The organism is Geobacillus sp. 46C-IIa, assembly GCF_014679505.1.
In the GTDB taxonomy this organism is placed as follows: domain Bacteria; phylum Bacillota; class Bacilli; order Bacillales; family Anoxybacillaceae; genus Geobacillus.
The window spans coordinates 2,600,371-2,621,271 of the sequence record NZ_CP061474.1 but is presented as its reverse complement, the minus strand read 5'-3'; the positions used below and the strand labels follow the sequence as shown (position 1 = coordinate 2,621,271).

General features: G+C 51.3%; 22 protein-coding genes and 1 other annotated feature. Of the genes, 13 read left to right on the top strand and 9 right to left on the bottom strand.

Annotated features, from left to right (window positions below; translation table 11 throughout):
* Positions 1-24 precede the first annotated feature (24 nt).
* Entirely contained in the window at positions 25-1,011 is a 987-nt protein-coding gene (gene trpS, locus IC803_RS13030) for a tryptophan--tRNA ligase (protein WP_081210007.1), read from the bottom strand.
* 52 nt (positions 1,012-1,063) lie between these two features.
* Positions 1,064-1,297 (bottom strand) — a binding site (T-box leader).
* A gap of 51 nt (positions 1,298-1,348) precedes the next feature.
* Complete coding sequence (locus IC803_RS13025; RefSeq protein WP_081210049.1) at positions 1,349-1,723, bottom strand: DUF3899 domain-containing protein; 375 nt, start codon at positions 1,721-1,723, stop codon at positions 1,349-1,351.
* A 624-nt stretch (positions 1,724-2,347) separates the two neighbouring features.
* On the opposite strand from IC803_RS13025, the gene IC803_RS13020 reads away from it, so the two are divergent.
* The 5 genes from IC803_RS13020 (at position 2,348) to IC803_RS13000 (ending at position 8,101) form a co-directional block, all read left to right on the top strand.
* Positions 2,348-3,997 (top strand): peptide ABC transporter substrate-binding protein, encoded by a 1,650-nt coding sequence (locus IC803_RS13020; protein ID WP_081210005.1) that lies wholly within the window; start codon positions 2,348-2,350, stop codon positions 3,995-3,997.
* A 144-nt stretch (positions 3,998-4,141) separates the two neighbouring features.
* Positions 4,142-5,071 (top strand): oligopeptide ABC transporter permease, encoded by a 930-nt coding sequence (gene opp3b, locus IC803_RS13015; RefSeq protein ID WP_081210003.1) that lies wholly within the window; start codon positions 4,142-4,144, stop codon positions 5,069-5,071.
* The gene (opp3C, locus tag IC803_RS13010; RefSeq protein ID WP_081210001.1) at positions 5,071-6,090 is read left to right on the top strand and encodes an oligopeptide ABC transporter permease; all 1,020 of its coding nucleotides are present in this window, start codon (positions 5,071-5,073) and stop codon (positions 6,088-6,090) included. The genes opp3b and opp3C overlap by 1 nt, the downstream gene beginning before the upstream one ends.
* A 21-nt stretch (positions 6,091-6,111) precedes the next feature.
* Positions 6,112-7,173 carry an ABC transporter ATP-binding protein gene (locus tag IC803_RS13005; protein WP_081209999.1) on the top strand — a complete coding sequence of 354 codons (1,062 nt, stop codon included), beginning with the start codon at positions 6,112-6,114 and terminating at the stop codon, positions 7,171-7,173.
* Positions 7,166-8,101: an ABC transporter ATP-binding protein gene (locus IC803_RS13000; protein ID WP_081209997.1), complete on the top strand. Its 936-nt coding sequence runs from the start codon at positions 7,166-7,168 to the stop codon at positions 8,099-8,101. The genes IC803_RS13005 and IC803_RS13000 overlap by 8 nt, the downstream gene beginning before the upstream one ends.
* Positions 8,102-8,220: 119 nt before the next feature.
* Here IC803_RS13000 and IC803_RS12995 read toward each other — a convergent pair whose 3' ends face one another.
* Positions 8,221-8,403, bottom strand: a complete 183-nt coding sequence (locus IC803_RS12995) for a hypothetical protein (RefSeq protein ID WP_081209995.1) — start codon at positions 8,401-8,403, stop codon at positions 8,221-8,223.
* A 306-nt stretch (positions 8,404-8,709) separates the two neighbouring features.
* Between IC803_RS12995 and spxA the strand changes: the two genes are divergently transcribed.
* Entirely contained in the window at positions 8,710-9,108 is a 399-nt protein-coding gene (gene spxA, locus IC803_RS12990) for a transcriptional regulator SpxA (protein WP_008878970.1), read from the top strand.
* 52 nt (positions 9,109-9,160) lie between these two features.
* Here spxA and IC803_RS12985 read toward each other — a convergent pair whose 3' ends face one another.
* Positions 9,161-9,829 (bottom strand): TerC family protein, encoded by a 669-nt coding sequence (locus IC803_RS12985; RefSeq protein WP_081209993.1) that lies wholly within the window; start codon positions 9,827-9,829, stop codon positions 9,161-9,163.
* A gap of 215 nt (positions 9,830-10,044) precedes the next feature.
* Here IC803_RS12985 and mecA point away from each other — a divergent pair, with 215 nt between their 5' ends.
* The 4 genes from mecA to pepF all read left to right on the top strand — a co-directional run bounded on the left by mecA (position 10,045) and on the right by pepF (position 15,643).
* Positions 10,045-10,725 (top strand): adaptor protein MecA, encoded by a 681-nt coding sequence (mecA, locus tag IC803_RS12980; protein WP_081209990.1) that lies wholly within the window; start codon positions 10,045-10,047, stop codon positions 10,723-10,725.
* Positions 10,726-10,820: 95 nt separating this feature from the next.
* Positions 10,821-12,329: a cardiolipin synthase gene (cls, locus tag IC803_RS12975; RefSeq protein WP_081209988.1), complete on the top strand. Its 1,509-nt coding sequence runs from the start codon at positions 10,821-10,823 to the stop codon at positions 12,327-12,329.
* Between the two features lie 168 nt (positions 12,330-12,497).
* On the top strand, positions 12,498-13,787 hold the full coding sequence (locus tag IC803_RS12970) for a competence protein CoiA (protein WP_143421094.1): 1,290 nt from the start codon (positions 12,498-12,500) through the stop codon (positions 13,785-13,787).
* Between the two features lie 32 nt (positions 13,788-13,819).
* Positions 13,820-15,643, top strand: a complete 1,824-nt coding sequence (gene pepF / locus IC803_RS12965) for an oligoendopeptidase F (RefSeq protein ID WP_081209986.1) — start codon at positions 13,820-13,822, stop codon at positions 15,641-15,643.
* Between the two features lie 13 nt (positions 15,644-15,656).
* On the opposite strand, the gene IC803_RS12960 is transcribed toward pepF, so the two are convergent.
* The 5 genes from IC803_RS12960 to IC803_RS12940 form a co-directional block, all read right to left on the bottom strand.
* On the bottom strand, positions 15,657-15,854 hold the full coding sequence (locus tag IC803_RS12960; RefSeq protein WP_081209984.1) for a hypothetical protein: 198 nt from the start codon (positions 15,852-15,854) through the stop codon (positions 15,657-15,659).
* Between the two features lie 273 nt (positions 15,855-16,127).
* Positions 16,128-17,021, bottom strand: a complete 894-nt coding sequence (spxH, locus tag IC803_RS12955; protein ID WP_081209982.1) for a ClpXP adapter protein SpxH — start codon at positions 17,019-17,021, stop codon at positions 16,128-16,130.
* A complete protein-coding gene (locus IC803_RS12950) occupies positions 17,014-17,427 on the bottom strand; it encodes a globin domain-containing protein (protein ID WP_081209980.1) in 414 nt (137 codons plus the stop codon). Before IC803_RS12950 ends, spxH begins: the two co-directional genes overlap by 8 nt.
* Positions 17,428-17,528: 101 nt before the next feature.
* Entirely contained in the window at positions 17,529-18,134 is a 606-nt protein-coding gene (locus IC803_RS12945) for a lytic transglycosylase domain-containing protein (RefSeq protein WP_081209978.1), read from the bottom strand.
* Positions 18,134-18,721 carry a CYTH domain-containing protein gene (locus IC803_RS12940; protein ID WP_081209976.1) on the bottom strand — a complete coding sequence of 196 codons (588 nt, stop codon included), beginning with the start codon at positions 18,719-18,721 and terminating at the stop codon, positions 18,134-18,136. Before IC803_RS12940 ends, IC803_RS12945 begins: the two co-directional genes overlap by 1 nt.
* 134 nt (positions 18,722-18,855) lie before the next feature.
* On the opposite strand from IC803_RS12940, the gene IC803_RS12935 reads away from it, so the two are divergent.
* The 3 genes from IC803_RS12935 (at position 18,856) to IC803_RS12925 (ending at position 20,812) form a co-directional block, all read left to right on the top strand.
* Positions 18,856-19,233 carry a UPF0738 family protein gene (locus tag IC803_RS12935; protein WP_081209974.1) on the top strand — a complete coding sequence of 126 codons (378 nt, stop codon included), beginning with the start codon at positions 18,856-18,858 and terminating at the stop codon, positions 19,231-19,233.
* Positions 19,234-19,358: 125 nt separating this feature from the next.
* Positions 19,359-19,997, top strand: coding sequence for a GTP diphosphokinase (locus IC803_RS12930; protein WP_063165585.1), 639 nt, complete (start codon positions 19,359-19,361; stop codon positions 19,995-19,997).
* The gene (locus tag IC803_RS12925) at positions 19,994-20,812 is read left to right on the top strand and encodes an NAD kinase (protein WP_081209972.1); all 819 of its coding nucleotides are present in this window, start codon (positions 19,994-19,996) and stop codon (positions 20,810-20,812) included. The genes IC803_RS12930 and IC803_RS12925 overlap by 4 nt, the downstream gene beginning before the upstream one ends.
* Positions 20,813-20,901: the final 89 nt, after the last annotated feature.

Here is a 20,901-nt window from a genome sequence, read left to right as displayed (position 1 = left end):
GTATGGCGGCAGCAAGTTTATTGTTTACCGCCGCCGCCCAAGCCCCATCGCTTGCTCCATTTTGCGCACCATTTTCGAGGCGACGCGGTTCGCCTTTTCCGCCCCTTCGTCTAAGACGCGGTCAAGCTCTTCACTTTCGAGCCAATGCTCATAACGCTCTTGAATCGGTCGGAGCGCTCCGATGACCACCTCGGCTAAATCGGCTTTAAAGACCCCGTACCCTTTTCCTTCGTACTGCCGCTCGAGCTCATCAATCGGTTGCCCGGATAAAATCGAATAAATGTTGAGCAGGTTGGAAATGCCCGGCTTCGCTTCCTTGTCGTAGCGGATCGTCCCTTCGGAATCGGTAACAGCGCTTTTAATTTTCTTTTCGATCGTTTTGGCGTCATCAAGAAGTGTAATAAACGCTTTCGGGTTTGGATCGGACTTGCTCATTTTTTTCGTCGGTTCGACAAGCGACATAATGCGGGCGCCGACTTTCGGAATGCGCGCCTCGGGAATGGTGAACAGCTCGCCATACCGCTTGTTGAAGCGCTCCGCTAAATCGCGTGTCAGCTCGATATGCTGCTTTTGATCTTCGCCGACGGGGACGATGTCGGTGTTATAAAGCAAAATGTCAGCGGCCATGAGCGGCGGATACGTAAGCAGCCCGGCGCTGACTGCTTCTTTGCCGGCTGATTTGTCTTTAAACTGTGTCATCCGCTCCAGTTCGCCGATATAGACGATGCACTGCAACATCCAAGCCGCTTGGGCGTGCGCTGGCACCTCCGATTGAATGAACAGCGTCGCCTGCGTCGGATCGATGCCGACCGCTAAGTACAAGGCGGCGAGACGGCGGATGTTTTGTTGCAGTTCGTTCGGGTCTTGCGGAACGGTAATGGCATGTTGGTCGACAATGCAAAAATAGCAGTTGTACTCATGTTGCAGTTCGACAAACTGCCGCATCGCCCCAATGTAGTTGCCAAGGGTAATGACGCCGCTTGGCTGGATGCCGGAAAAAATCGTTTTCATCGATCTTCACTCCTTCAAGAAAAGTGAAATAAAAAAGCCCTGCCATCCCTTCGATAGGGACGGTAGGACCGCGGTGCCACCCTACTTATTGCGCCAAAGACGCAATCGCTCAACCCATGCAACGTGCATGGCGCCCCAATAACGCGGGGAAACGTCCCCACCTACTGCGTTGCCGGTTCGGCAGGAAGCTCGAAAGTCCATTCCATATGGCTAGCCGCTTGTTCGCACCGCCCACAAGCTCTCTGAAGGCCTCGCCATATGTACTCTTCTTTCTCATCGCCCGTTTTTGATCCATATTTGCCCTTTATTATAGGGGAAACGGCCTGCCTTTGCAACTTCATTGCACCGCATACCCGGCAACGATCATTGCGAGAAAGAGAAGCAGGCCGGAAAAAAGGAGCGGGTACGTCATCGTGAACCGCGGTGAGCCGGGCGGTTCGTCCGTTTCGTTTTCCTCGGCCGCTTCCTCAAGATATTGCTTCGCTTTCGTGCCGCTTTTGCGCCATCGGCGAAATCCGTAAGCAAAGCCGCTGAAAAAACCGCGCTCGCAGACGAATAAAAGCCCGCCGACCGACAGCGGAACAAGAGAGATCAAGAATGCAGCGTTAATGAAGGCAACCGCCGTCCACGTCCCTTGCCAAGAAACGATCAGCGCGCTCGCCCCCAACATCGCGGCAATGAACCATCCGGTTCGAACAGCGATCTGTTTCACGCCGTTTCTCCCGCCTTTCCAATCGCCGCTTTGAAGCCCCACCACTTCCGCTTCGCTTAGAGGTGGGGGCTTCAGGCGATTTGTACATGTTCGCCGAACGGCAAGCCATACAAGAACCCTTTCCGCTTCCCTTCGTTCCGAAGGGGTTCGTTCTAACCATAGACTATCATATTCGTCGGCGATTGCCAACCGACGTTCATCTCCCGCATACTCATGGGGCTGGGTCCTTCCCGTTCCTTGAAGCGGGAGACTTCTTTCAGAAATTACGTTAAAATTATTAACAAAGTTATATCGAAAAATATACCTCTGTTTTGGAAACGAAGGAATAATTTGCTTTAGCGCTGATAAATAAGGAAAAAAAACTATATTGTAAGCGTTTTCTAGTGTGTTTACAGAAATTTTTTATTTACAAGGACGACAAAAGTCTGTACAATGCAATTGTAAATACAAGCCGATATTCATACTATTCTGTAAGTAATTAGAAAATTTTTTGTTTAAGAAAATAAAAAAATTCTTTTCAAATATATTAATAATCGGTATAATAACCTTGTAAGTACAATCTTCTGAAACCTAATAGTTCAGAAGATTTGTAATACACTACATAAACCTTAAGGGGGGTTTTTAGTGAAGAAGCGATTTTCTTTATTCCTCGTCCTGCTTCTCGCGCTGTCCACGTTCTTAGCAGCGTGCGGTGGAGGCGGGGACGACAATGCCCAAGGCGGTGAAGGCGGCGAAAAGCCGGCGGAGAAGAAGGAACAAGTGCTGAACTTGCTTGACTCCTCAGAAATTCCGTCGCTTGATTCGGCGCTCGCTACCGACCAAGTATCGTTTATCGTGTTGAACAACGTCATGGAAGGCCTGTATCGTTTAGGGAAAGACAACAAGCCGGTGCCTGGGGTGGCGGAAAGCTATGAGGTGAGCGAAGACGGCAAAACGTATACGTTCAAGCTCCGCAAAGACGCCAAATGGTCGAACGGCGATCCGGTGACGGCGCACGACTTCGTGTTCGCTTGGAAACGGGTGCTTGACCCGAAAACGAAAGCGGAGTATGCGTACATTATGTATGACATTAAAAACGCGGAAGAAGTCAACACCGGTAAACTGCCAGTTGACCAGCTCGGCGTCAAAGCGCTCGACGATTACACGCTTCAAGTCGAACTGAAAAACCCGATTCCGTATTTCATCAGCTTGACGGTATTCGGCACGTTCATGCCGCAAAACGAAAAATTCGTGAAAGCCCAAGGCGACAAATACGGCTTAGAGGCGAATACGACGCTCTACAACGGCCCGTTCGTCTTAAGCGAATGGAAGCATGAACAAGGCTGGACATATGAGAAAAACCCGAATTACTGGGACAAAGATACAGTTAAGCTCGAAAAAATCAACGTCAAAGTCGTAAAAGACACAGCAACCGCTGTCAACTTGTATGAAACGAAACAAGTTGACCGCGTCGGTTTGACGGCTGAATTTGTTGATAAGTATAAAAATGATAAAAACTTCAAAACGGAACTGGATCCAGCCCTCTTCTGGCTGCGCATGAACACGAAAAACGAGCTGTTAAGCAATGTCAATGCGCGCAAAGCGATCGCGATGGCCATCGACCGCCAAGCGATGGTGGATACGTTGCTGAACAACGGTTCGATTGTCGCGAACTTTACCGTTCCGAAAGATTTTGTCGCAGGTCCGGATGGCAAAGACTTCCGTGACGCAAACGGCGACTTAGTGTCGTACAATGTGGATGAAGCGAAAAAACTTTGGGAGCAAGCGAAAAAAGAGCTTGGCAAAGACCAATTTACGATTGAGCTGTTAAACTACGACAGCGACAGCGCGAAGAAAATCGGCGAGTATGTAAAAGAACAGTTGGAGAAAAACTTGCCGGGCTTGACAATCAACATTAAACAGCAACCGTTCGCGCAAAAGCTCGAACTTGAAAGCAAAATGCAATATGACCTGTCGTTCTCCGGCTGGGGTCCGGACTATCAAGACCCGATGACGTTCCTTGACTTATGGACGACAAATAACCCGCACAACCAAACGGGTTGGTCGAACGCTGAATACGACAAGTTGATTAAAGACGCAAAAACAACGTTGCTTGGCGATTTGCAAGCCCGTTGGGATGCGATGCTGCAAGCAGAAAAGATCGTCTTTGAAGAAATGCCGATTGCTCCGCTCTATCAGCGCGGTGTCGCCTACTTGCAACGCGAGTATGTCAAAGATATCGTTTCCCATCCGTTTGGCGGCGACTACAGCTACAAATGGGCGTATATCGAGTAATTCATTTTCTTAAAACATGCCGAGGAGAGTATATGCGAGGGCATATACTCTCCTTTTGCCTGCCAAGGCGAAAAATGTCGAAAAAAACCGAAGATTGAAATGTTGTTGGTGTTAAATTTAGGAAGTGAATAGGGGGGTGCGGCCATGGCGCGGTATACGATTCAGCGGTTTATGTATATGGTGATTACGTTGTTCATTATTGCCACCGTAACGTTCTTTTTAATGAAGCTGTTGCCCGGTTCGCCGTTACAAAACCAGGAAAAGTTGACGCCGGAGCAGAAGGCGCTCATTTTAAAAGAATATGGGTTGGATAAGCCGGTGCCTGTGCAGTACATGCAATATTTAGGCAACTTGTTGCAAGGGGATTTAGGGGTTTCGTTCCAGTATGACAACCGTCCGGTGACAGAATTGATCGGTGATCGGATCGGCCCGTCGGCCCAGCTTGGGTTTCAGGCAATCGTGTTTGGCACGTTCATCGGATTAATGCTCGGCATTTTTGCGGCCATTCGCCATAACAGTTGGGGAGACTATGCAGCCACAGTCATTGCGGTGATCGGAATTTCCGTTCCGTCGTTCGTGTTGGCTGGATTTTTGCAATATTTTATCGGCGTGAAGCTGCAGTGGCTGCCGGTGGCCTTTTGGGAAGGGTTTAAATATACGATTATGCCGACGTTGGCGCTGTCTGTCGGCGTGATTGCCAACATCGCCCGTTTTATGCGGACGGAAATGCTTGAAGTGTTAAGCTCCGATTATATTTTAACCGCTCGGGCGAAAGGGATCAGCAATGCCGGAGTCGTAGTCAAACATGCCATCCGCAACTCGCTTATTCCGGTCATCACGATTCTCGGCCCGATGGCTGTGAACTTGATGACAGGAACGCTCGTTATCGAGAAAATTTTTGCGGTTCCAGGACTTGGCGAGCAGTTTGTTCGTTCCATCGAGTTGAACGACTATCCGGTCATTATGGGAACGACGTTGTTTTACTCGGCATTATTAATTTTTGTCATTTTTATCGTGGACATTCTCTATGGAATTGTTGACCCACGCATCCGGTTAGCGGGAGGGAAGAAATAATGGCGAAACAACAATACGACCAGCTTTCACCGGAATGGTTTCAGCCCGCCCCGCCGAATGTCGGCGAGCAGGAAAAAATCAATCGCCCAAGTTTGACGTTTTGGCATGACGCTTGGCTCCGCCTGCACGAAAACAAAGCGGCGATCGTCGGGATGATTATGATTGTCATTTTGGCTTTGCTGGCGATTTTTGCGCCGATGGCAAGCGAACGTTCGTATAAAGAGCAAAACTTAAGCCATGCGAAACTGCCGCCGAAAGTCCCTGTTTTGGAGCATATTAGCTGGCTCAATTTAGATGGAAAAGACCCCAATGGCGTCGATGTATACAAAGAGCGCGGCATCAAAGAGTACTATTGGTTTGGTACCGATGATTTAGGCCGCGACTTATGGGTGAGAACGTGGTATGGCACTCGTATTTCGCTTTACATCGGGCTATTGGCCGCTGTGATTGATTTGTTTATCGGCATTGCCTACGGCGGCATTTCCGGCTATTACGGCGGCCGCGTAGATAACGTGATGCAGCGGATCATTGAAATTTTAAACGGCATTCCGTATTTGATCGTCGTTATCTTATTTATCCTGATTTTTGAGCCGGGGATTATTTCGATTACACTGGCGATGGTCATCACCGGTTGGACGACGATGGCGCGCATTGTGCGCGGGCAAATTTTGAAGCTGAAAAACATGGAATATGTGCTCGCTGCACGGACACTGGGAGCATCTAACTCACGGCTCATTTTTAAACATTTGATTCCGAACGTTATGGGTCCGATTATTATTACGACGATGTTCACGATCCCAGCGGCTATTTTTACGGAGGCGTTTTTGAGCTTTATCGGTCTCGGCATCCGCCCGCCGGAAGCATCGCTCGGTTCGCTTGTCAACGAAGGGTATAAGTCCATTCAAACGTATCCGCATTTAATTATTATCCCGTCGATTGTCATCAGCTTGCTGATTTTGAGCTTTAACCTCGTCGCTGACGGGCTGCGCGATGCGCTCGACCCGAAAATGCGTAAATAATGGGCGGAAGGGGTGAAAACGATGGAGAAAATTTTGCAAGTGAACGATTTGCATGTTTCCTTCGATATCCATGCCGGCGAGGTGCAAGCGGTCCGCGGTGTGACATTCGATTTATATAAAGGGGAAACATTGGCGATCGTCGGTGAGTCAGGATCTGGGAAATCGGTGACATCGAAAGCGCTCATGCGTCTGTTGCCGACGCCGCCAAGCCGCATTAAACAAGGGGAAATTTTATTTGAAGGAAAAGACTTAGCAAAGCTGTCGGAAAAGGAAATGCAGTCGATTCGCGGGAAAAAAATCTCAATGATTTTCCAAGATCCGATGACCTCGCTCAATCCAACGATGACGATCGGAAAACAAATCATGGAAGCGATTTTAAAGCATCAAAAACTGTCGAAAGATGAGGCGCGCAAACGGGCGATTGAGCTGTTGCAGCTTGTCGGCATCAAAAACGCCGAATTGCGCATAAAGCAATATCCGCATCAATTTTCCGGTGGGATGCGCCAGCGCGTCGTGATCGCCATGGCGTTAGCGTGCAACCCGAAAATTTTAATTGCTGATGAGCCGACGACGGCGCTTGATGTGACGATTCAGGCGCAAATTTTGGAGCTCATGAAGGACATTCAGAAAAAACTCGGCATGTCGATCATTTTTATTACTCACGATTTAGGGGTTGTGGCGAACATGGCTGACCGCGTCGCAGTCATGTATGCAGGGAAGATTGTGGAAATCGGCACGGTGGACGAAATTTTTTATAACCCGAAACATCCGTACACATGGGGGCTGCTTGCATCGATGCCGAGCCTTGATCATAAAGATACGGAGTTGTATTCGATTCCGGGCTCACCGCCGGATTTGCTAAACCCACCAAAAGGCGATGCGTTTGCGCCGCGCAACCCATACGCGCTGAAAATCGACTATGAGCTCGAGCCGCCGATGTTCCAGGTGTCCGATACGCACTATGCGGCGACATGGCTGTTGCATGAGCTGGCGCCGAATGTCGAGCCGCCGGCCATTGTGCGCGAGCGGATGAAACAGTTTGCCGACATCGTTGCCCGGAAAGGAGGCAAACCGCGTGGCTAAGCAAAAACTGCTCGAAGTGAAAAACTTAAAACAATACTTCCCGGCCGGCCGCGGTGAAGTCGTCAAAGCGGTCGACGGTGTGACATTTGACATTTATAAAGGCGAAACGTTCGGCCTTGTCGGTGAGTCGGGCTGCGGCAAGTCGACGACAGGGCGGACGATCATTCGGTTGTATGACGCGACAGACGGGGAAGTGCTGTTTAACGGCGTCAATGTGCATGGAAAAAAATCAAAAAAAGAGCTGAAAGAGTTAAACCGGAAAATGCAAATGATTTTCCAAGACCCGTATGCCTCCCTCAACCCGCGGATGACGGTCGCTGACATTATCGCCGAGGGCATTGACATTCACGGGCTGGCGAAAACAAAAGAAGAACGGATGCAACGCGTCTATGAGCTGCTGGAGACGGTCGGGTTGAACCGCGAGCACGCCAATCGTTATCCGCACGAGTTTTCTGGCGGTCAACGCCAGCGGATCGGCATTGCCCGAGCGCTCGCGGTCGAACCGGAATTCATCATCGCCGATGAGCCGATCTCCGCTCTTGACGTTTCCATCCAGGCGCAAGTCGTGAACTTATTGAAGCGGCTGCAGCGCGAAAAAGGGTTAACGTATTTATTTATTGCCCATGATTTATCGATGGTGAAGTACATCAGCGATCGGATCGGGGTCATGTATTTTGGGAAAATGGTCGAGCTCGCTGAGTCGGAAGAATTGTATCGCAACCCGATCCATCCGTATACAAAGGCGTTGCTCTCTGCGATTCCGCTTCCGGATCCGGAAACGGAGCGAACGCGCAAACGGATCGTCTACGACCCGGCGCAGCACGGCTATAAAGACGGGGAAGAGCTCGAATTTCGCGAAATTACACCAGGTCATTTCGTGCTTTGTTCAGAAGAAGAGTATAAGCGGTACCGGGCGATGTATGCCTAAACGGCTCGCTTGGTGGAAAGGAATCGTTCCTCTAGGTATGAAAAAGCGCCGTCTCTTCACCGACGCTCGATGCGAACGGGGAAGCAGACGGCGCGACGTTATACGCCCATTTTGGCGAGTTATTTTTTTCCACCAACGAAATTCCACCCTTGCTGGATGCGGCGGGAAGCCTCAACATGCTTCTTTCTCTTGTTTCGACCGAATAGCCGTTCCCCAATCGTGTTGCTCATGCTCCCCATCAAGGCGGTGATGACGACGATCAATGCTGAAGCAATGACGAAGTCAGCGAAATAGCCGGCCATATGTTCTTCCTCCCCCTTTTCTCTTCTACTTTGATTGTAGAGGATTTTCCTCCCTATTGAAAGAGGGAACGAAGAAAATTGCATTAATCGTTGAAAAACTATATCTTTCTCCACTGATTTATTGTATAATATATCATGTTAAAGTCATTTCAATTTGCAAATGATTAACAAGACGGCCGACCGCCCGGCAGGTGGTATAGGTCGTATCGCTATGCCATCAAGTGTGTGAAAGCAGGCATAGTTGCATGAGCCCGTCAGCTCACGGGCAGGGAAGCAAGGGATTCCTTGTAAAAAGGAGTGATCAAAATGGTCAAGCTATACACATCACCGAGTTGCACGTCGTGCCGGAAGGCGAAGGCGTGGCTCGAGAAGCATGATATTCCTTATGTTGAACGCAATATTTTCTCCGAGCCGCTGACGGTCGAGGAGATTAAAGAAATTTTACGGATGACGGAAACGGGGACGGATGAAATCATTTCGACCCGTTCGAAAGTGTTCCAAAAGCTGAACATTAACCTTGAATCCTTACCGCTGCAAGATTTGTACGAGCTTATTCAAAAAAATCCGGGCATTTTGCGCCGGCCGATCATCATCGATGAAAAGCGGCTTCAAGTCGGTTATAACGAAGATGAAATCCGCCGCTTCCTGCCGCGCAAAGTGCGGGCGTATCAGCTCCGCGAAGCGCAGCGGTTAGTGAACGGGTGATCAAAAAACTTCTACATGGCACGCCATGTAGAAGTTTTTTATCAGCGGCCGCCTAGTGCCATTTGACAGTGCGCGCCCGGCGGTTGGCCGCAAAGCCGAGCACAACGGCAAGAATGGCCGCTGAGAGCGGGAAGAGGAGCTCCCAATGCGGGTCATAAAACGGGCGCAGCTGTTCTTCGGCGGCGATCATTTTTCCGGCGGTGTAAGCCAATAAGGCACCGCCGATATAAATGAGAAACGGGAACCGTTCCATGGCATAAAGAATGATTTTGCTGCCTACAATGATGATAGGAACGGAGCAGAGAAAGCCGAAGACGACAAGCCCGATATGGCCTTGGGCCGCCCCGGCGATGGCGATGACGTTGTCCATGCCCATGACGACATCGGCGGCAACGATCGTCCGCACCGCTTTCCAGAGCGATGGTTCAGCCTTAATCGTGGCCGGTTTTTCGTCTTTTTGCCCAATCAGCTTCAAGGCGATCCAAAAGAGGATGAGGCCGCCGGCAAGCTGCAAAAACGGAACAGTCAACAGCCACACAACGGCCGCCGTCAATAAAATACGGACGGCGATCGCCAACGCCGTACCGAGGACGATGGCGATGTTCCGCTTCTGTTCCGGCAAATTGCGGCTCGCTAACGCAATGACAACCGCATTGTCCCCGCCGAGAATGACATCGATGCCGATGATTAATAAGATCGAGACGATATATTCATCCACCATAGGCGTCCCTCATTCCGTCCGTGTTCATCACCATTATAGTAGGGCATGGCCGGTTTCATAACCAATTTTTAAAAACGCGTTTTTTTATTTCCCTTCCTTCGCTTTTTATCATAAAATATAAAGTACAAGATATAAGTTTTCACTAATAAAGAGAATGTCTAGGGGCAAGATCCCTTCCCTTTTTATTTCTTTGTTTAGAAGGGAGAGTTGAGAAGATGGAAATCGAACGCATCAATGATCATACGGTAAAATTTTATATTTCGTATGTTGATATAGAGGAGCGCGGTTTTGATCGTGAAGAAATCTGGTATAATCGGGAACGGAGCGAGGAACTGTTTTGGGAAATGATGGATGAAGTCCATGGTGAAAGCGATTTTTCGCTCGACGGCCCGCTTTGGATTCAAGTGCAGGCGTTGGAAAAAGGGCTTGAGGTTGTCGTGACAAAAGCGCAGTTGTCCAAGGACGGGAGCAAGCTTGAGCTGCCGCTTCCGGAAGAAAGATGGCGCGAGTTCTCGGTGTCGGCCGATGAGAAGATCGAATCGCTGTTTGGCCACCATTTCCATTTCGGCCGAAGCGATGCCGCCGAAGACAGCGGGGAGCAGGACGTCCTTCAGTTTGTCATTTCGTTTAAAGATATTGAAGACGTGATCTCCTTGGCGCATCGCGCGGACTTTTCCGACTTGTCGAACCGCCTGTTCCAGTTTGAAGGGTGCTACTATTTGTTTGTCGAATTTGACGAACAATATAGCGAGCATGAAATAGACAATATGCTCAGCCTCCTTCTGGAATACGGAAACGATTCGCAGCTGACGATTTACCGTCTGGAAGAATACGGAATTGAAATTATGGGCGACAACGCGCTCGAAACAGTAAAAGGATATTTTCCAGCCCCATAACGTTTCCATTTCGCCGATTTCGCTGCCAGAAATCGGCGTTTTCTTCGTTAGAAAGGGAAGGGCAGTCATCATGAAAAGCAGGTGGAGGGGTTTCGTTGAGAAACACGTCTAGGGTGGCGATTCTCATCGCTCTTGTCGGCGTGCTGCTGGCATTGACGCACGATTATTGGGAAGGGAAGCTGCTCGGCATTTTTAGTGTGCTCATCTCTTGCTCGGTCGTCTTTATCGCGTTTGTCATTTCACTCGAGAATCGAAAACCGGCGCAAACGATCGCCTGGCTGGCAGTGTTAGGCAGCTTCCCGTTTGTTGGGTTTTTGTTTTATTTATTATTTGGGCGCAACTATTGGCAACAGCGGCGCTTTAAAAAGAAAGCTGAATCTGATGAGGCGGTGTTGTTGAAGTTTCAAGAGCCGTCGCCGATCGCCATAGAGCGGCTGCCGATGGCACCCCATCAGCGCCCGCTGTTGCATCTCGCTTATCGCATCGGTCAACATCCGGTTTCATTGGCGTCGCAGACGGCGGTGTTGACGAATGGCGAAGAGACGTTTGCCGCGATTTTTAACGAGCTGGAAAAAGCGGAGCACCATATCCATTTGGAATACTATATCGTCCGCCATGACGGAATCGGCCAAAAACTGAAGCATGTCCTGATGGAAAAGGCGCGCCAAGGCGTGTGCGTTCGTTTTTTATATGACGCCGTCGGCAGCTGGAAGCTGTCGAATGCCTACATTGAAGAGCTGCGCGCGGCTGGGGTGGAGATGATTCCGTTTTCGCCGGTGCGTCTGCCGTTTTTGAGCAACCAAATCAACTTCCGTAACCACCGGAAAATCATTGTCATCGACGGGGGCGTCGGCTTTGTCGGCGGGCTGAACATCGGGGATGAATATTTAGGAAAAGACGAGTATTTTGGATTTTGGCGCGATACCCATTTGTTGATTCGGGGTGAGGCCGTCCGGACGCTGCAACTCATTTTCTTGCAAGACTGGTATTATATGACGGGTGAACGGTGGTTGACGCCGGAATATTTATCACCGCCGCTCATTGTTGAAGAAGGCCAAGGTGGGGTGCAGCTCATCGCCGGTGGTCCGGACCAAAAGTGGGAAGTGATTAAACAGTTGTATTTTGCCATGATTACGTCGGCGAAACGGTCGATTTGGGTCGCCTCGCCGTACTTTGTGCCGGATGAAGACATTTTAACGGCGCTGAAAGTAGCAGCGCTAAGCGGCATTGACGTCCGTCTGCTGGCACCGAAGCGCCCGGACAAAAAAATCGTCTTTTACGCCTCGCGTTCGTATTTCCCGGAACTGTTGGAGGCCGGGGTGAAAATTTACGAGTACGAAAAAGGGTTTTTGCACAGCAAGGTGATCGTCGTCGATGGCGAGCTTGCTTCAATCGGCACAGCAAACATGGATATGCGCAGCTTTCATTTGAATTTTGAAGTGAACGCATTTTTGTATTATACAGATAGCACAAACAAACTTGTGCGCGACTTTTTGGAAGATTTCCGTCATGCTTCCCTCATTGATTATGAGCAGTTCCAGCAGCGTCCATTCCGGGTGCGGATCGCTGAATCGGTCTCCCGCCTGCTGTCGCCGCTGTTGTAGAAACATGTTTTTATCGCTTCTGATGCAAGTCCGCCGATTCGGCGGGCTTTTTTATTCGCATGGCTAAAGTCGGCAGGAAAATGAGGGACATTTGTCGAAACGATAGACGGACGAAGACAGAAGGGATGTTTTCGAAAGGACAACAACAAGCAAAAGGGAGGGAGCACCTTGTTTGTCGCCATTTCAGCCGATGGCCGGCCCATTTCGCTCGCTGGGGCGGAAAGGTGGAGCCCGGAGCGGCTTTTGGAATTGAGGAACGATGAACCGTTTTTTTGTCCCGCTTGCCGGAAGGAAGTTGTGCTGCGGTCCGGCCGCCATCGTCTGCCGCATTTCGCCCATCGGAAAGGGACGGTCTGCCCGTTCGAGCATGAACCGGAGTCGGAGCGGCATTTAACCGGGAAGCACGATTTGTTCGCATGGCTCGTCCGCCAAGGGGTCGAAGCGAAGCTTGAGCCATATTTGACCGCCATCGAGCAGCGTCCTGATGTATTATTCCGCTATGGCCCCCATCTGTATGCCCTCGAATACCAATGTTCCCCAATCGATGAATCGCTGTTTTGCGAACGCAATGACGGCTACCGGCGCCTCGGCATCCGGCCGCTTTGGGTGTTAGGGGCGCATCACTTGCGGCGCTCGCCGAAACGCCCGAATGAAGTGTCGCTCTCCCGCTTTCAATGGCTGTTTGCCCGCCGCGTTCCATTTTCCGCTGTCCCTCACGTATGGTACTATAGTCCGGAAACGAAGCGTTTTATCTTTCTTTCTCGACCGTTGCCGCTGTCGGTGCGCCGCACGTTGGCCACCATCGATTCGCTTCCGCTTTCCTCGCTGTCATTCGCCGCTTTGACTGCCGCCCATCCGCAGCCGCTTCCGCCGACATTTTGGGAACAATGGCTTGAAGGGAAAAAACAATGGCGCCGCACGTTCCCGCTTTATCCGAATAAGTCAGTTCGCCGCATTTGCGCCGATTTTTATCAAGCCGGCATCGTCCCATCGCTATTTCCGACTGAAGCCGGCTGGCCATTGCCGCGTGGCTATTTATGGGAGACGGCCCCATTCATTTGGCAAACATACGTCCTTCTGCCGCTCCTTCGCCAGCAGGGAAAGCCGCTGCCGCTGGCGGCGCTCTTCCGGTGGATTGATGGGAAAATCCGCACCGGGCGGCTCGCGCCGCGCCGACTGCCGCTTGCCGGTCAGGACACTTACCGACAGGCCGTCCGGGAGTATTTACATTGGTTAAGTTTGCTCGGCTATCTCCGCTGTGAGAAGGGGAGTGGGGTTTGCTTGGCCAAGCCGCTGTCGTTTCCAGCAACGGTCGAGGATGTCATCCGCCAAGACGCCGCTCTTCTTGAGCAAATTCACCGGACGCCGGCGCTGGCGACATATCGGGTGACGCTCGAGTTTGGAACTGAAGGGAAAAATGAGCAAAAAACAGGAAAAGAGGGGGAAAATAGTGAATAATAATTCGTGTACCGATAGTTCAAGGAGGGATTGTGACGGTGGAAGAGAACAAGGCAACGAAGTCGCTCCCGTCCCGGAGCGAAATACCTGTCGAGGAAACGTGGCGGCTCGAGGACATTTTCCCGACCGATGACGCTTGGGAACAGGAGTTTCAGCAAGTGAAGGCGCTGATCCCGAAGATCAGCGAATACAAAGGGCGGCTTCGCGAATCGCCAGAAGTGATGTATGAAGCGCTGCAATATCAAGATGAAGTGTCGATGCGCCTCGGCAAGCTGTATACATACGCCCATATGCGCTACGACCAAGACACGACGAACGCGTTTTACCAAGGGCTCAACGATCGGGCGAAAAGCTTGTACAGCGAAGCATCGAGCGCGATGGCGTTTATCGTGCCGGAAATGTTGGACATTGATGAAGCGGTGTTGCGTTCGTTTTTGGCGCAATACGAACCGCTCAGGCTGTATGAACACGCGCTAGATGAAATTACGCGCCAGCGCCCGCACGTCTTGTCAGCTGAAGAAGAAGCGCTGTTGGCACAGGCGGCTGAGGTCATGCAGGCGACATCATCCACGTTCAGTGCGTTAAACAATGCTGACTTAACGTTCCCGACGATCCGCGACGAAAACGGAGATGAGGTGGAAGTGACGCACGGCCGGTTTATCCGCTTTTTGGAAAGCACCGACCGCCGCGTTCGCCGCGATGCGTTTCATGCGGTATACCATACGTACGAGAAGTTTCAGAACACGTTTGCCAATACGCTTGCGGGCACGGTGAAGAAAGACAACTTTTTCGCCCGTGTCCGCCGCTATAGCTCAGCGCGGGAAGCGGCATTGGATGCGAACAAGATTCCGGAGAGCGTCTATGACAATTTAATTGCCACGATTCACGAGCATTTGCCGCTGTTGCACCGGTATGTCCGGCTGCGCAAAAACGTGCTTGGACTCGACGAGTTGCATATGTACGACTTATATGCCCCGCTTGTGCAAGATGTGAAAATGGAAGTGACCTACGACGAAGCGAAGCAATATATGCTTGACGGGCTGGCGCCGCTTGGCGAGGAATATGTGGCGATCATCAAGGAAGGGCTTGAGAACCGTTGGGTCGATGTGCGCGAAAATAGAGGAAAGCGAAGCGGAGCCTATTCATCAGGGGCGTACGGCACTCATCCGTACATTTTGCTGAACTGGCAAGACAACGTAAACAACTTATTTACGCTCGTACATGAGTTCGGCCACTCGGTCCATAGCTACTATACGCGCAAAACACAGCCGTATCCGTACGCCCATTATTCGATTTTTGTTGCTGAAGTGGCATCAACATGCAATGAGGCGTTGTTGAACGATCATTTGCTGAAAACGATCGACGATGAGAAAAAACGGCTATACTTGCTGAACCATTATCTTGAAGGGTTCCGCGGCACCGTCTTCCGGCAGACGATGTTTGCCGAGTTCGAGCATTTGATCCATCTGAAAGCGCAGGAGGGGGAAGCGCTGACGGCAAAGACGCTCACGTCGCTCTATTATGACTTGAACAAAAAGTATTTCGGCGAGGATATGGTGGTTGATGAAGAAATTGGCCTTGAATGGGCGCGCATCCCGCATTTTTATTACAACTATTACGTGTATCAGTACGCGACCGGCTTCAGCGCAGCGACGGCGCTCAGCAGGCAGATTTTAGAGGAAGGAGAGCCGGCGGTGAAACGGTATATCGACTTTTTAAAAGCCGGCAGCTCCGATTATCCGATCGAGGTGCTGAAAAAAGCGGGCGTCGATATGACAAGCGCCGAACCGATCCGCCAAGCGTGCCAAGTGTTTGCAGAGAAATTGGAAGAAATGGAACGCCTGCTTGGAAAATAAAACGGATGCGGCGTTATAGCCACATCCGTTTGGACGGAAACCCCTTAAACTGGTGGCGGCGATTCCAGGCTGCCACCAGCCCAAGCAACGAGAAAAACAAAAGCGGCATCGTCGCCCAAAGCGGGAGCAGCTGCATAAGCCCTAAAAGGTTGAGGAAAAACGCAGCGGCAGCGGCCGCGATCCAAAGGAATAAACCGATTCGTCTTCTCATCAACGCCGCCTCCTTTTCGTTTGCTTTTAGTTGAATATATGTGCATGGCCTACGTAATCATGACAGGTGCCAAAGGTGAGGCGAATTATGACAATAATGTGAACAAACGAGCAAACAGGTTGCCAACGGGTTTGGCTGTTTGTTAAGATAAAGATGTGAACGGAAGACAAAACTGATACCCCTTTGTTTGACCGTGAACAATTTCTCCCATCCCCTTTGTTGTCTTGACAACAAGAAGAAAGCCCGGCGTCAGCCGGGCTTTCTTCTTGTTTTCTAAGGCCGGGCGTCTTCAATACAGCGCCAAAACGTTCCATGTTTGACAGGCACCCGCTCTACTTTTTGCTTCAACTGCAGCTTTTTCATTTCCGTTTCCGCTTCCTGGATGGTCCAATTGTACACAACGGCAACTTCTTTCGTGGCGACGAATTTAAAATGGCTTAAAAATGACTCGAGCGGAGGAGGAGGGGACGGCTCGGGATGGAAGCCAAGCATTTCAGCGATTAGTTCGACGTAAATATCATACGGATAGCATCCGGAAATTTTAATGCCTTCGTCTTCAATGTTTTCGTTAAACAACACGAGTGTCGGTGTCTCGTCGACATCCATTTCCGAGGTGATTTTTATATCACACTGAAGCGCTTTTGCGGCCCCTGGTGAATGCATGTCGCGCAGGAATTCATCAACATCAAGTCCGGCCTCGGCGGCGCATTCCGCCAGTACAGCCAAGTCAGCGACGTTTTGTTTTTCGAGAAACAGCTGTTCTTGCAGCTTGCGCAAAAAGCGAAGGCCAGCTCGCTTTCCTTGCATTTCTGCCGCTTTAATGGCGAGTGACGGGGCAAACGGGCTCGAGACCGGGTTCTCAAGCCAGACGCTTCCGTCGCATGACATGCCGGAACGATTGGCTGTCCATTCCCACGCCTTCGCCATCGCTTCCGGTTTCGCTCCTTTGCGCGTGTTCCATGCCGCCCACTTTCCTCTCAATACGTACCTTATGGTAAAAAAACGGCCATATTCAATTTTCAGCTTTTTGATGATTGGTTCAAGCCCCCAGCATTCCGGGCATAAAGGATCGATAAATAAGTACAGCTCCAGCGGTTTGTTCGTGTTGCCTAGCGGCTGGGAAGGGGCATAAGACGGCGCCGTTTTCCCAGCGAACTTCTCATTCAAGGGAATGCTCCTTTCTGTCCAAATGATCCGGGGTATTGACCATATGGTGGGCGGTGAGCACAAGACGGTGATAAAATTGTTCGCGCGCTGGCCCGGACAGGCCGATTTCATCCATGGCCGCCCGCATACAGGCAAGCCACGCTTCTGCCCGTTTCGGCGTAATTTCGAACCGAAGATGGCGCGCCCGCATCATCGGGTGGCCATGCTCGGCGGTATAAAGCGGAGGCCCGCCCAAATATTGCGTTAAAAATTGTTTTTGCTTGCGGGCGATTTCCGTAAAATCGTCAGGGAAAAGCGGGCGCAAGTCCGGGTGTGCGGCCACGCGCCGGTAAAACGCTTCAACAAGCTTCGCCACCGTTTCCTCTCCGCCGATCGCCTCATAAAGGGTTTGCCATTGTTCTGACATTGCGGATGCTCCTTTTGCTTGAAAATCATTCGTCGTCGTTTGATTGCTATTTTATCAACAGCAGGCATTTATCTCAAACAAAGTGACTTGAACACCGCGATTTACGCGCGGTAGCTTCGCAGCACGCGTTCAACGTACGCTTTCGTTTCCGCAAACGGCGGCACGCCGCCGTAGCGGTCGACGCGGCCTGGTCCGGCGTTGTAGGCAGCCAAGGCGAGAGCGGTGTCACCACCGTAGCGGTCAAGAAGCTGACGCAAATATTTTACTCCGCCGTCGATGTTTTGCGCCGGGTCAAGGGGGTTGTTGACGCCGAGCATTTTTGCCGTGCTTGGCATGAGCTGCATGAGTCCAAGCGCTCCAGCCGGGCTTTTCGCATCGGGGCGGAAATTTGACTCATGGCGAATGACGGCGCGGATGAGTTGCGGGTCAACATCGTATTTTTCTGCCGCGGCGGCAATGAGGGCATCAATGGAAGACGGCGCGGCAGAAGCTGGAGCCGCCTGACCATCCCATTTAGCGGCGCCGTTGCCGGCAGCGACCGGATTCCGAAGCTCATGGATCGCTGCTTCCGCTTGGCTGTCAAGGGATTCGGCAAGGAGGCTGGAAAACAGCGATGGAACGGGCGATGGCAATAAGTTTGAGCGCCCAGGCGAGAATGTCTGCAACGCTTGCCATTCGACAAGCAATTTTAACGGCGAAACGGTCATCATCTTTCCCCCATTTCATACTTGCGGGCATAGAAGCGGGCGATTTTGTTTGGCGCCAGGCGGCGCGGGATGCCGAGCGCCTCAAGCAGGCGCAAAAACCGCTCCTCGCCCGCTTTAGCGTTGTCTGTCTCATATTCGAGTTCATAATCTTCGTGTTCTAAGTAACGGTTATGGTCAAGACATAGCATGCCGCCTTCATATGGCCACTCGGCACGGTCCGTGACGAGGGAGCCGAAGCAACGGACAGCGCGCGGATCGATGTCCATTTCCTTAAGCAGCACCGCGATCGCCCCCCGCGGGGTCGCGCCGGCGAGCAACGCCTCCGCTTCAGACGGAGCGAGCGGTTCGTGCGTTTCTAAGAGCGACCCGTCAGCTTGCGTTTGTTTCAATGTAAAGGTGAATCTCCCCTCTTTCACCCGGATGCGCAACGCGGCTGCCTGTTCTTTTAAGGCGAATGAAGGGGTGTCAAAGTAATGGTTTTCTTGGCGGCGGAAAGCGCCATCATCGAGGCGGAAGGCGGAACGAACCGCGTCAAACTCCGCTGCAGTCAACAAGTTTTTGAATTCAATTTCTACTTCTTGACGCATTATAGTTCTCCTTCAGGCAAGACATCGTCTCTTTCTATTATCAGTTGTTTTTCCGCGAATATCAATTATTTCGTCTGCATAGGGTGAATATGGTAAAATAAAGGGCGGATGGTTGATGCGGAAGGAGAGAAACCATGAACAACAAAGTGACCGTTGAACGGGTGGAGCGGAAAGGCGGCCGGCTTTGGCTGCATGTTGACGATGTTCCGGTTCCGCTCGCGAACGTGACGCCAAAACGCCATATGCTCGTCGATTCGGATGGATTGGCGTTTGTGTACATTTTGGAAACGGCTGACCGCTTTCTTTATGTCATCATCCCGAAGCAGTGGTGGCCGGAGTTGAAAGCGGCGTTTGCCAAGGAAGAGACGATCTGGCTTGAGAGCGGGGGGACGTCGGTCGAACTCGAACAGTTTGGCGAAGAATTAGCTTACTTGCTTGAAAATATTCGCGGCAACGCCAATTATGGCGAGGCGCTTGAACGGGCGGTGCAAGAAGTGTTTTTTGCTGAATAAGCGAGCCGGGGCCTGCCTTTAAAAGGGGGAGCAGGGGGAGCGGAGGCTGCCAAACAAGTCGGTGGATGCTCCAAAGAGGGCGGCGGAGGCCGAAGCAGACTGAAAACACGCAGGCAGGTGATACGATGGTGAAACATTGGGACTTGTTTTTAGCTCCGTATAAACAGGCGGTCGAAGAGCTGAAAGTGAAACTAAGGGGGATTCGCGCCCAGTTCGAGATGATCGAGACGCATTCGCCGATCGAATTTGTCACCGGGCGGGTGAAGCCGATTGCCAGCATTTTGGATAAAGCGCAAAAGAAAAACATCCCGCTCGACCGCCTCGAGGAAGAGATGCAAGATATTGCGGGGCTGCGCATTATGTGCCAGTTTGTTGATGACATTAAAACGGTCGTCAAGCTGCTGCGCCAGCGCAACGATTTTACAATCGTTGAGGAGCGCGATTATGTCACGCAAAAAAAAGAGAGCGGCTATCGCTCATACCATATCGTGATTCGCTACCCGGTGCAGACGATCCACGGCGAGAAAAACATTTTGGCCGAAATTCAAATTCGCACGTTGGCGATGAATTTTTGGGCAACGATTGAACACTCGCTGAACTATAAATATAGCGGCCGTTTTCCGGAAGATATTAAAGCCCGGCTGCAGCGCGCGGCGGAGGCCGCCTACCGCCTCGACGAGGAAATGTCGAAAATCCGCTTCGAGATTCAAGAAGCGCAAGCCGCTTTTTCACGAAAACAAGAAGCAAAAGGGGAAGGGCAATGAAACGAACGGACGCGCCGCTGGCGTTTGCCATTACCTCAAAAGGGGATGATACGTCGAACGCCCTCGCGCAAAAGATGAAAACGTACTTGCTTGATTTTGATTTGCGTTACGATGAAGAAGCGCCTGATTTGGTCGTTTCCGTCGGCGGGGATGGAACGCTTTTATACGCGTTCCACCGCTATTGCCACCGGTTGGACAAGACGGCGTTCATCGGCGTCCATACCGGCCATCTCGGCTTTTATGCTGACTGGGTGCCGGAAGAAATTGAAAAGCTTGTCATTGCCATCGCCAAAACGCCGTACCAAGTCGTTGAGTACCCGCTGCTTGAGGTGACGATCCGCTATCTTAACGGTGGAAGCGAGGCAAAGTATTTAGCGCTTAACGAATGCACGGTAAAATGCGTCAGCGGCACGCTCGTCATGGACGTGGAGATCCGTGGCGACTTGTTTGAACGGTTTCGCGGCGACGGACTGTGCATTTCGACGCCGACCGGCAGCACGGCATACAATAAGGCGCTCGGCGGGGCGATTTTGCATCCGTCGCTTGAAGCGATTCAAGTGACGGAGATGGCGTCAATCAACAACCGCGTCTTTCGGACGATCGGCTCGCCGCTCGTGCTGCCGGCGCATCATACGTGCCTGCTGAAGCCGGTCAATCATGTCGATTTTCAAATTACGATCGACCATTTGTCGCTGTTGCATAAAGAGGTAAAATCGATTCAGTGTCGGGTCGCCGATGAAAAAGTGCGTTTCGCCCGCTTCCGCCCGTTTCCGTTTTGGCGGCGGGTGCGCGATTCGTTTATCGCTGATCGGTAGCAAGCGTTCAGCCCTCCTCGGCGGCGTGCCGCTAGTGCGCTGCGGGCGGATGCGTCCGTTGCCGAACGACGAAAATTTGCCACGATGGA

Bases quoted from the DNA above. Each gene is read 5' to 3' on its own strand.
- IC803_RS12925 (WP_081209972.1), top strand. From the start codon at position 19,994: ATGAAACGAACGGACGCGCCGCTGGCGTTTGCCATTACCTCAAAAGGG.
- mecA (WP_081209990.1), top strand. From the start codon at position 10,045: ATGGAAATCGAACGCATCAATGATCATACGGTAAAATTTTATATTTCG.
- IC803_RS12995 (WP_081209995.1), bottom strand. From the start codon at position 8,403: ATGGCCGGCTATTTCGCTGACTTCGTCATTGCTTCAGCATTGATCGTC.
- opp3C (WP_081210001.1), top strand. From the start codon at position 5,071: ATGGCGAAACAACAATACGACCAGCTTTCACCGGAATGGTTTCAGCCC.
- IC803_RS12930 (WP_063165585.1), top strand. From the start codon at position 19,359: ATGGTGAAACATTGGGACTTGTTTTTAGCTCCGTATAAACAGGCGGTC.
- IC803_RS12985 (WP_081209993.1), bottom strand. From the start codon at position 9,829: ATGGTGGATGAATATATCGTCTCGATCTTATTAATCATCGGCATCGAT.
- IC803_RS12960 (WP_081209984.1), bottom strand. From the start codon at position 15,854: ATGAGAAGACGAATCGGTTTATTCCTTTGGATCGCGGCCGCTGCCGCT.
- IC803_RS12940 (WP_081209976.1), bottom strand. From the start codon at position 18,721: ATGCGTCAAGAAGTAGAAATTGAATTCAAAAACTTGTTGACTGCAGCG.
- spxA (WP_008878970.1), top strand. From the start codon at position 8,710: ATGGTCAAGCTATACACATCACCGAGTTGCACGTCGTGCCGGAAGGCG.
- IC803_RS12935 (WP_081209974.1), top strand. From the start codon at position 18,856: ATGAACAACAAAGTGACCGTTGAACGGGTGGAGCGGAAAGGCGGCCGG.
- IC803_RS12945 (WP_081209978.1), bottom strand. From the start codon at position 18,134: ATGACCGTTTCGCCGTTAAAATTGCTTGTCGAATGGCAAGCGTTGCAG.
- opp3b (WP_081210003.1), top strand. From the start codon at position 4,142: ATGGCGCGGTATACGATTCAGCGGTTTATGTATATGGTGATTACGTTG.
- trpS (WP_081210007.1), bottom strand. From the start codon at position 1,011: ATGAAAACGATTTTTTCCGGCATCCAGCCAAGCGGCGTCATTACCCTT.
- IC803_RS13005 (WP_081209999.1), top strand. From the start codon at position 6,112: ATGGAGAAAATTTTGCAAGTGAACGATTTGCATGTTTCCTTCGATATC.
- IC803_RS12950 (WP_081209980.1), bottom strand. From the start codon at position 17,427: ATGTCAGAACAATGGCAAACCCTTTATGAGGCGATCGGCGGAGAGGAA.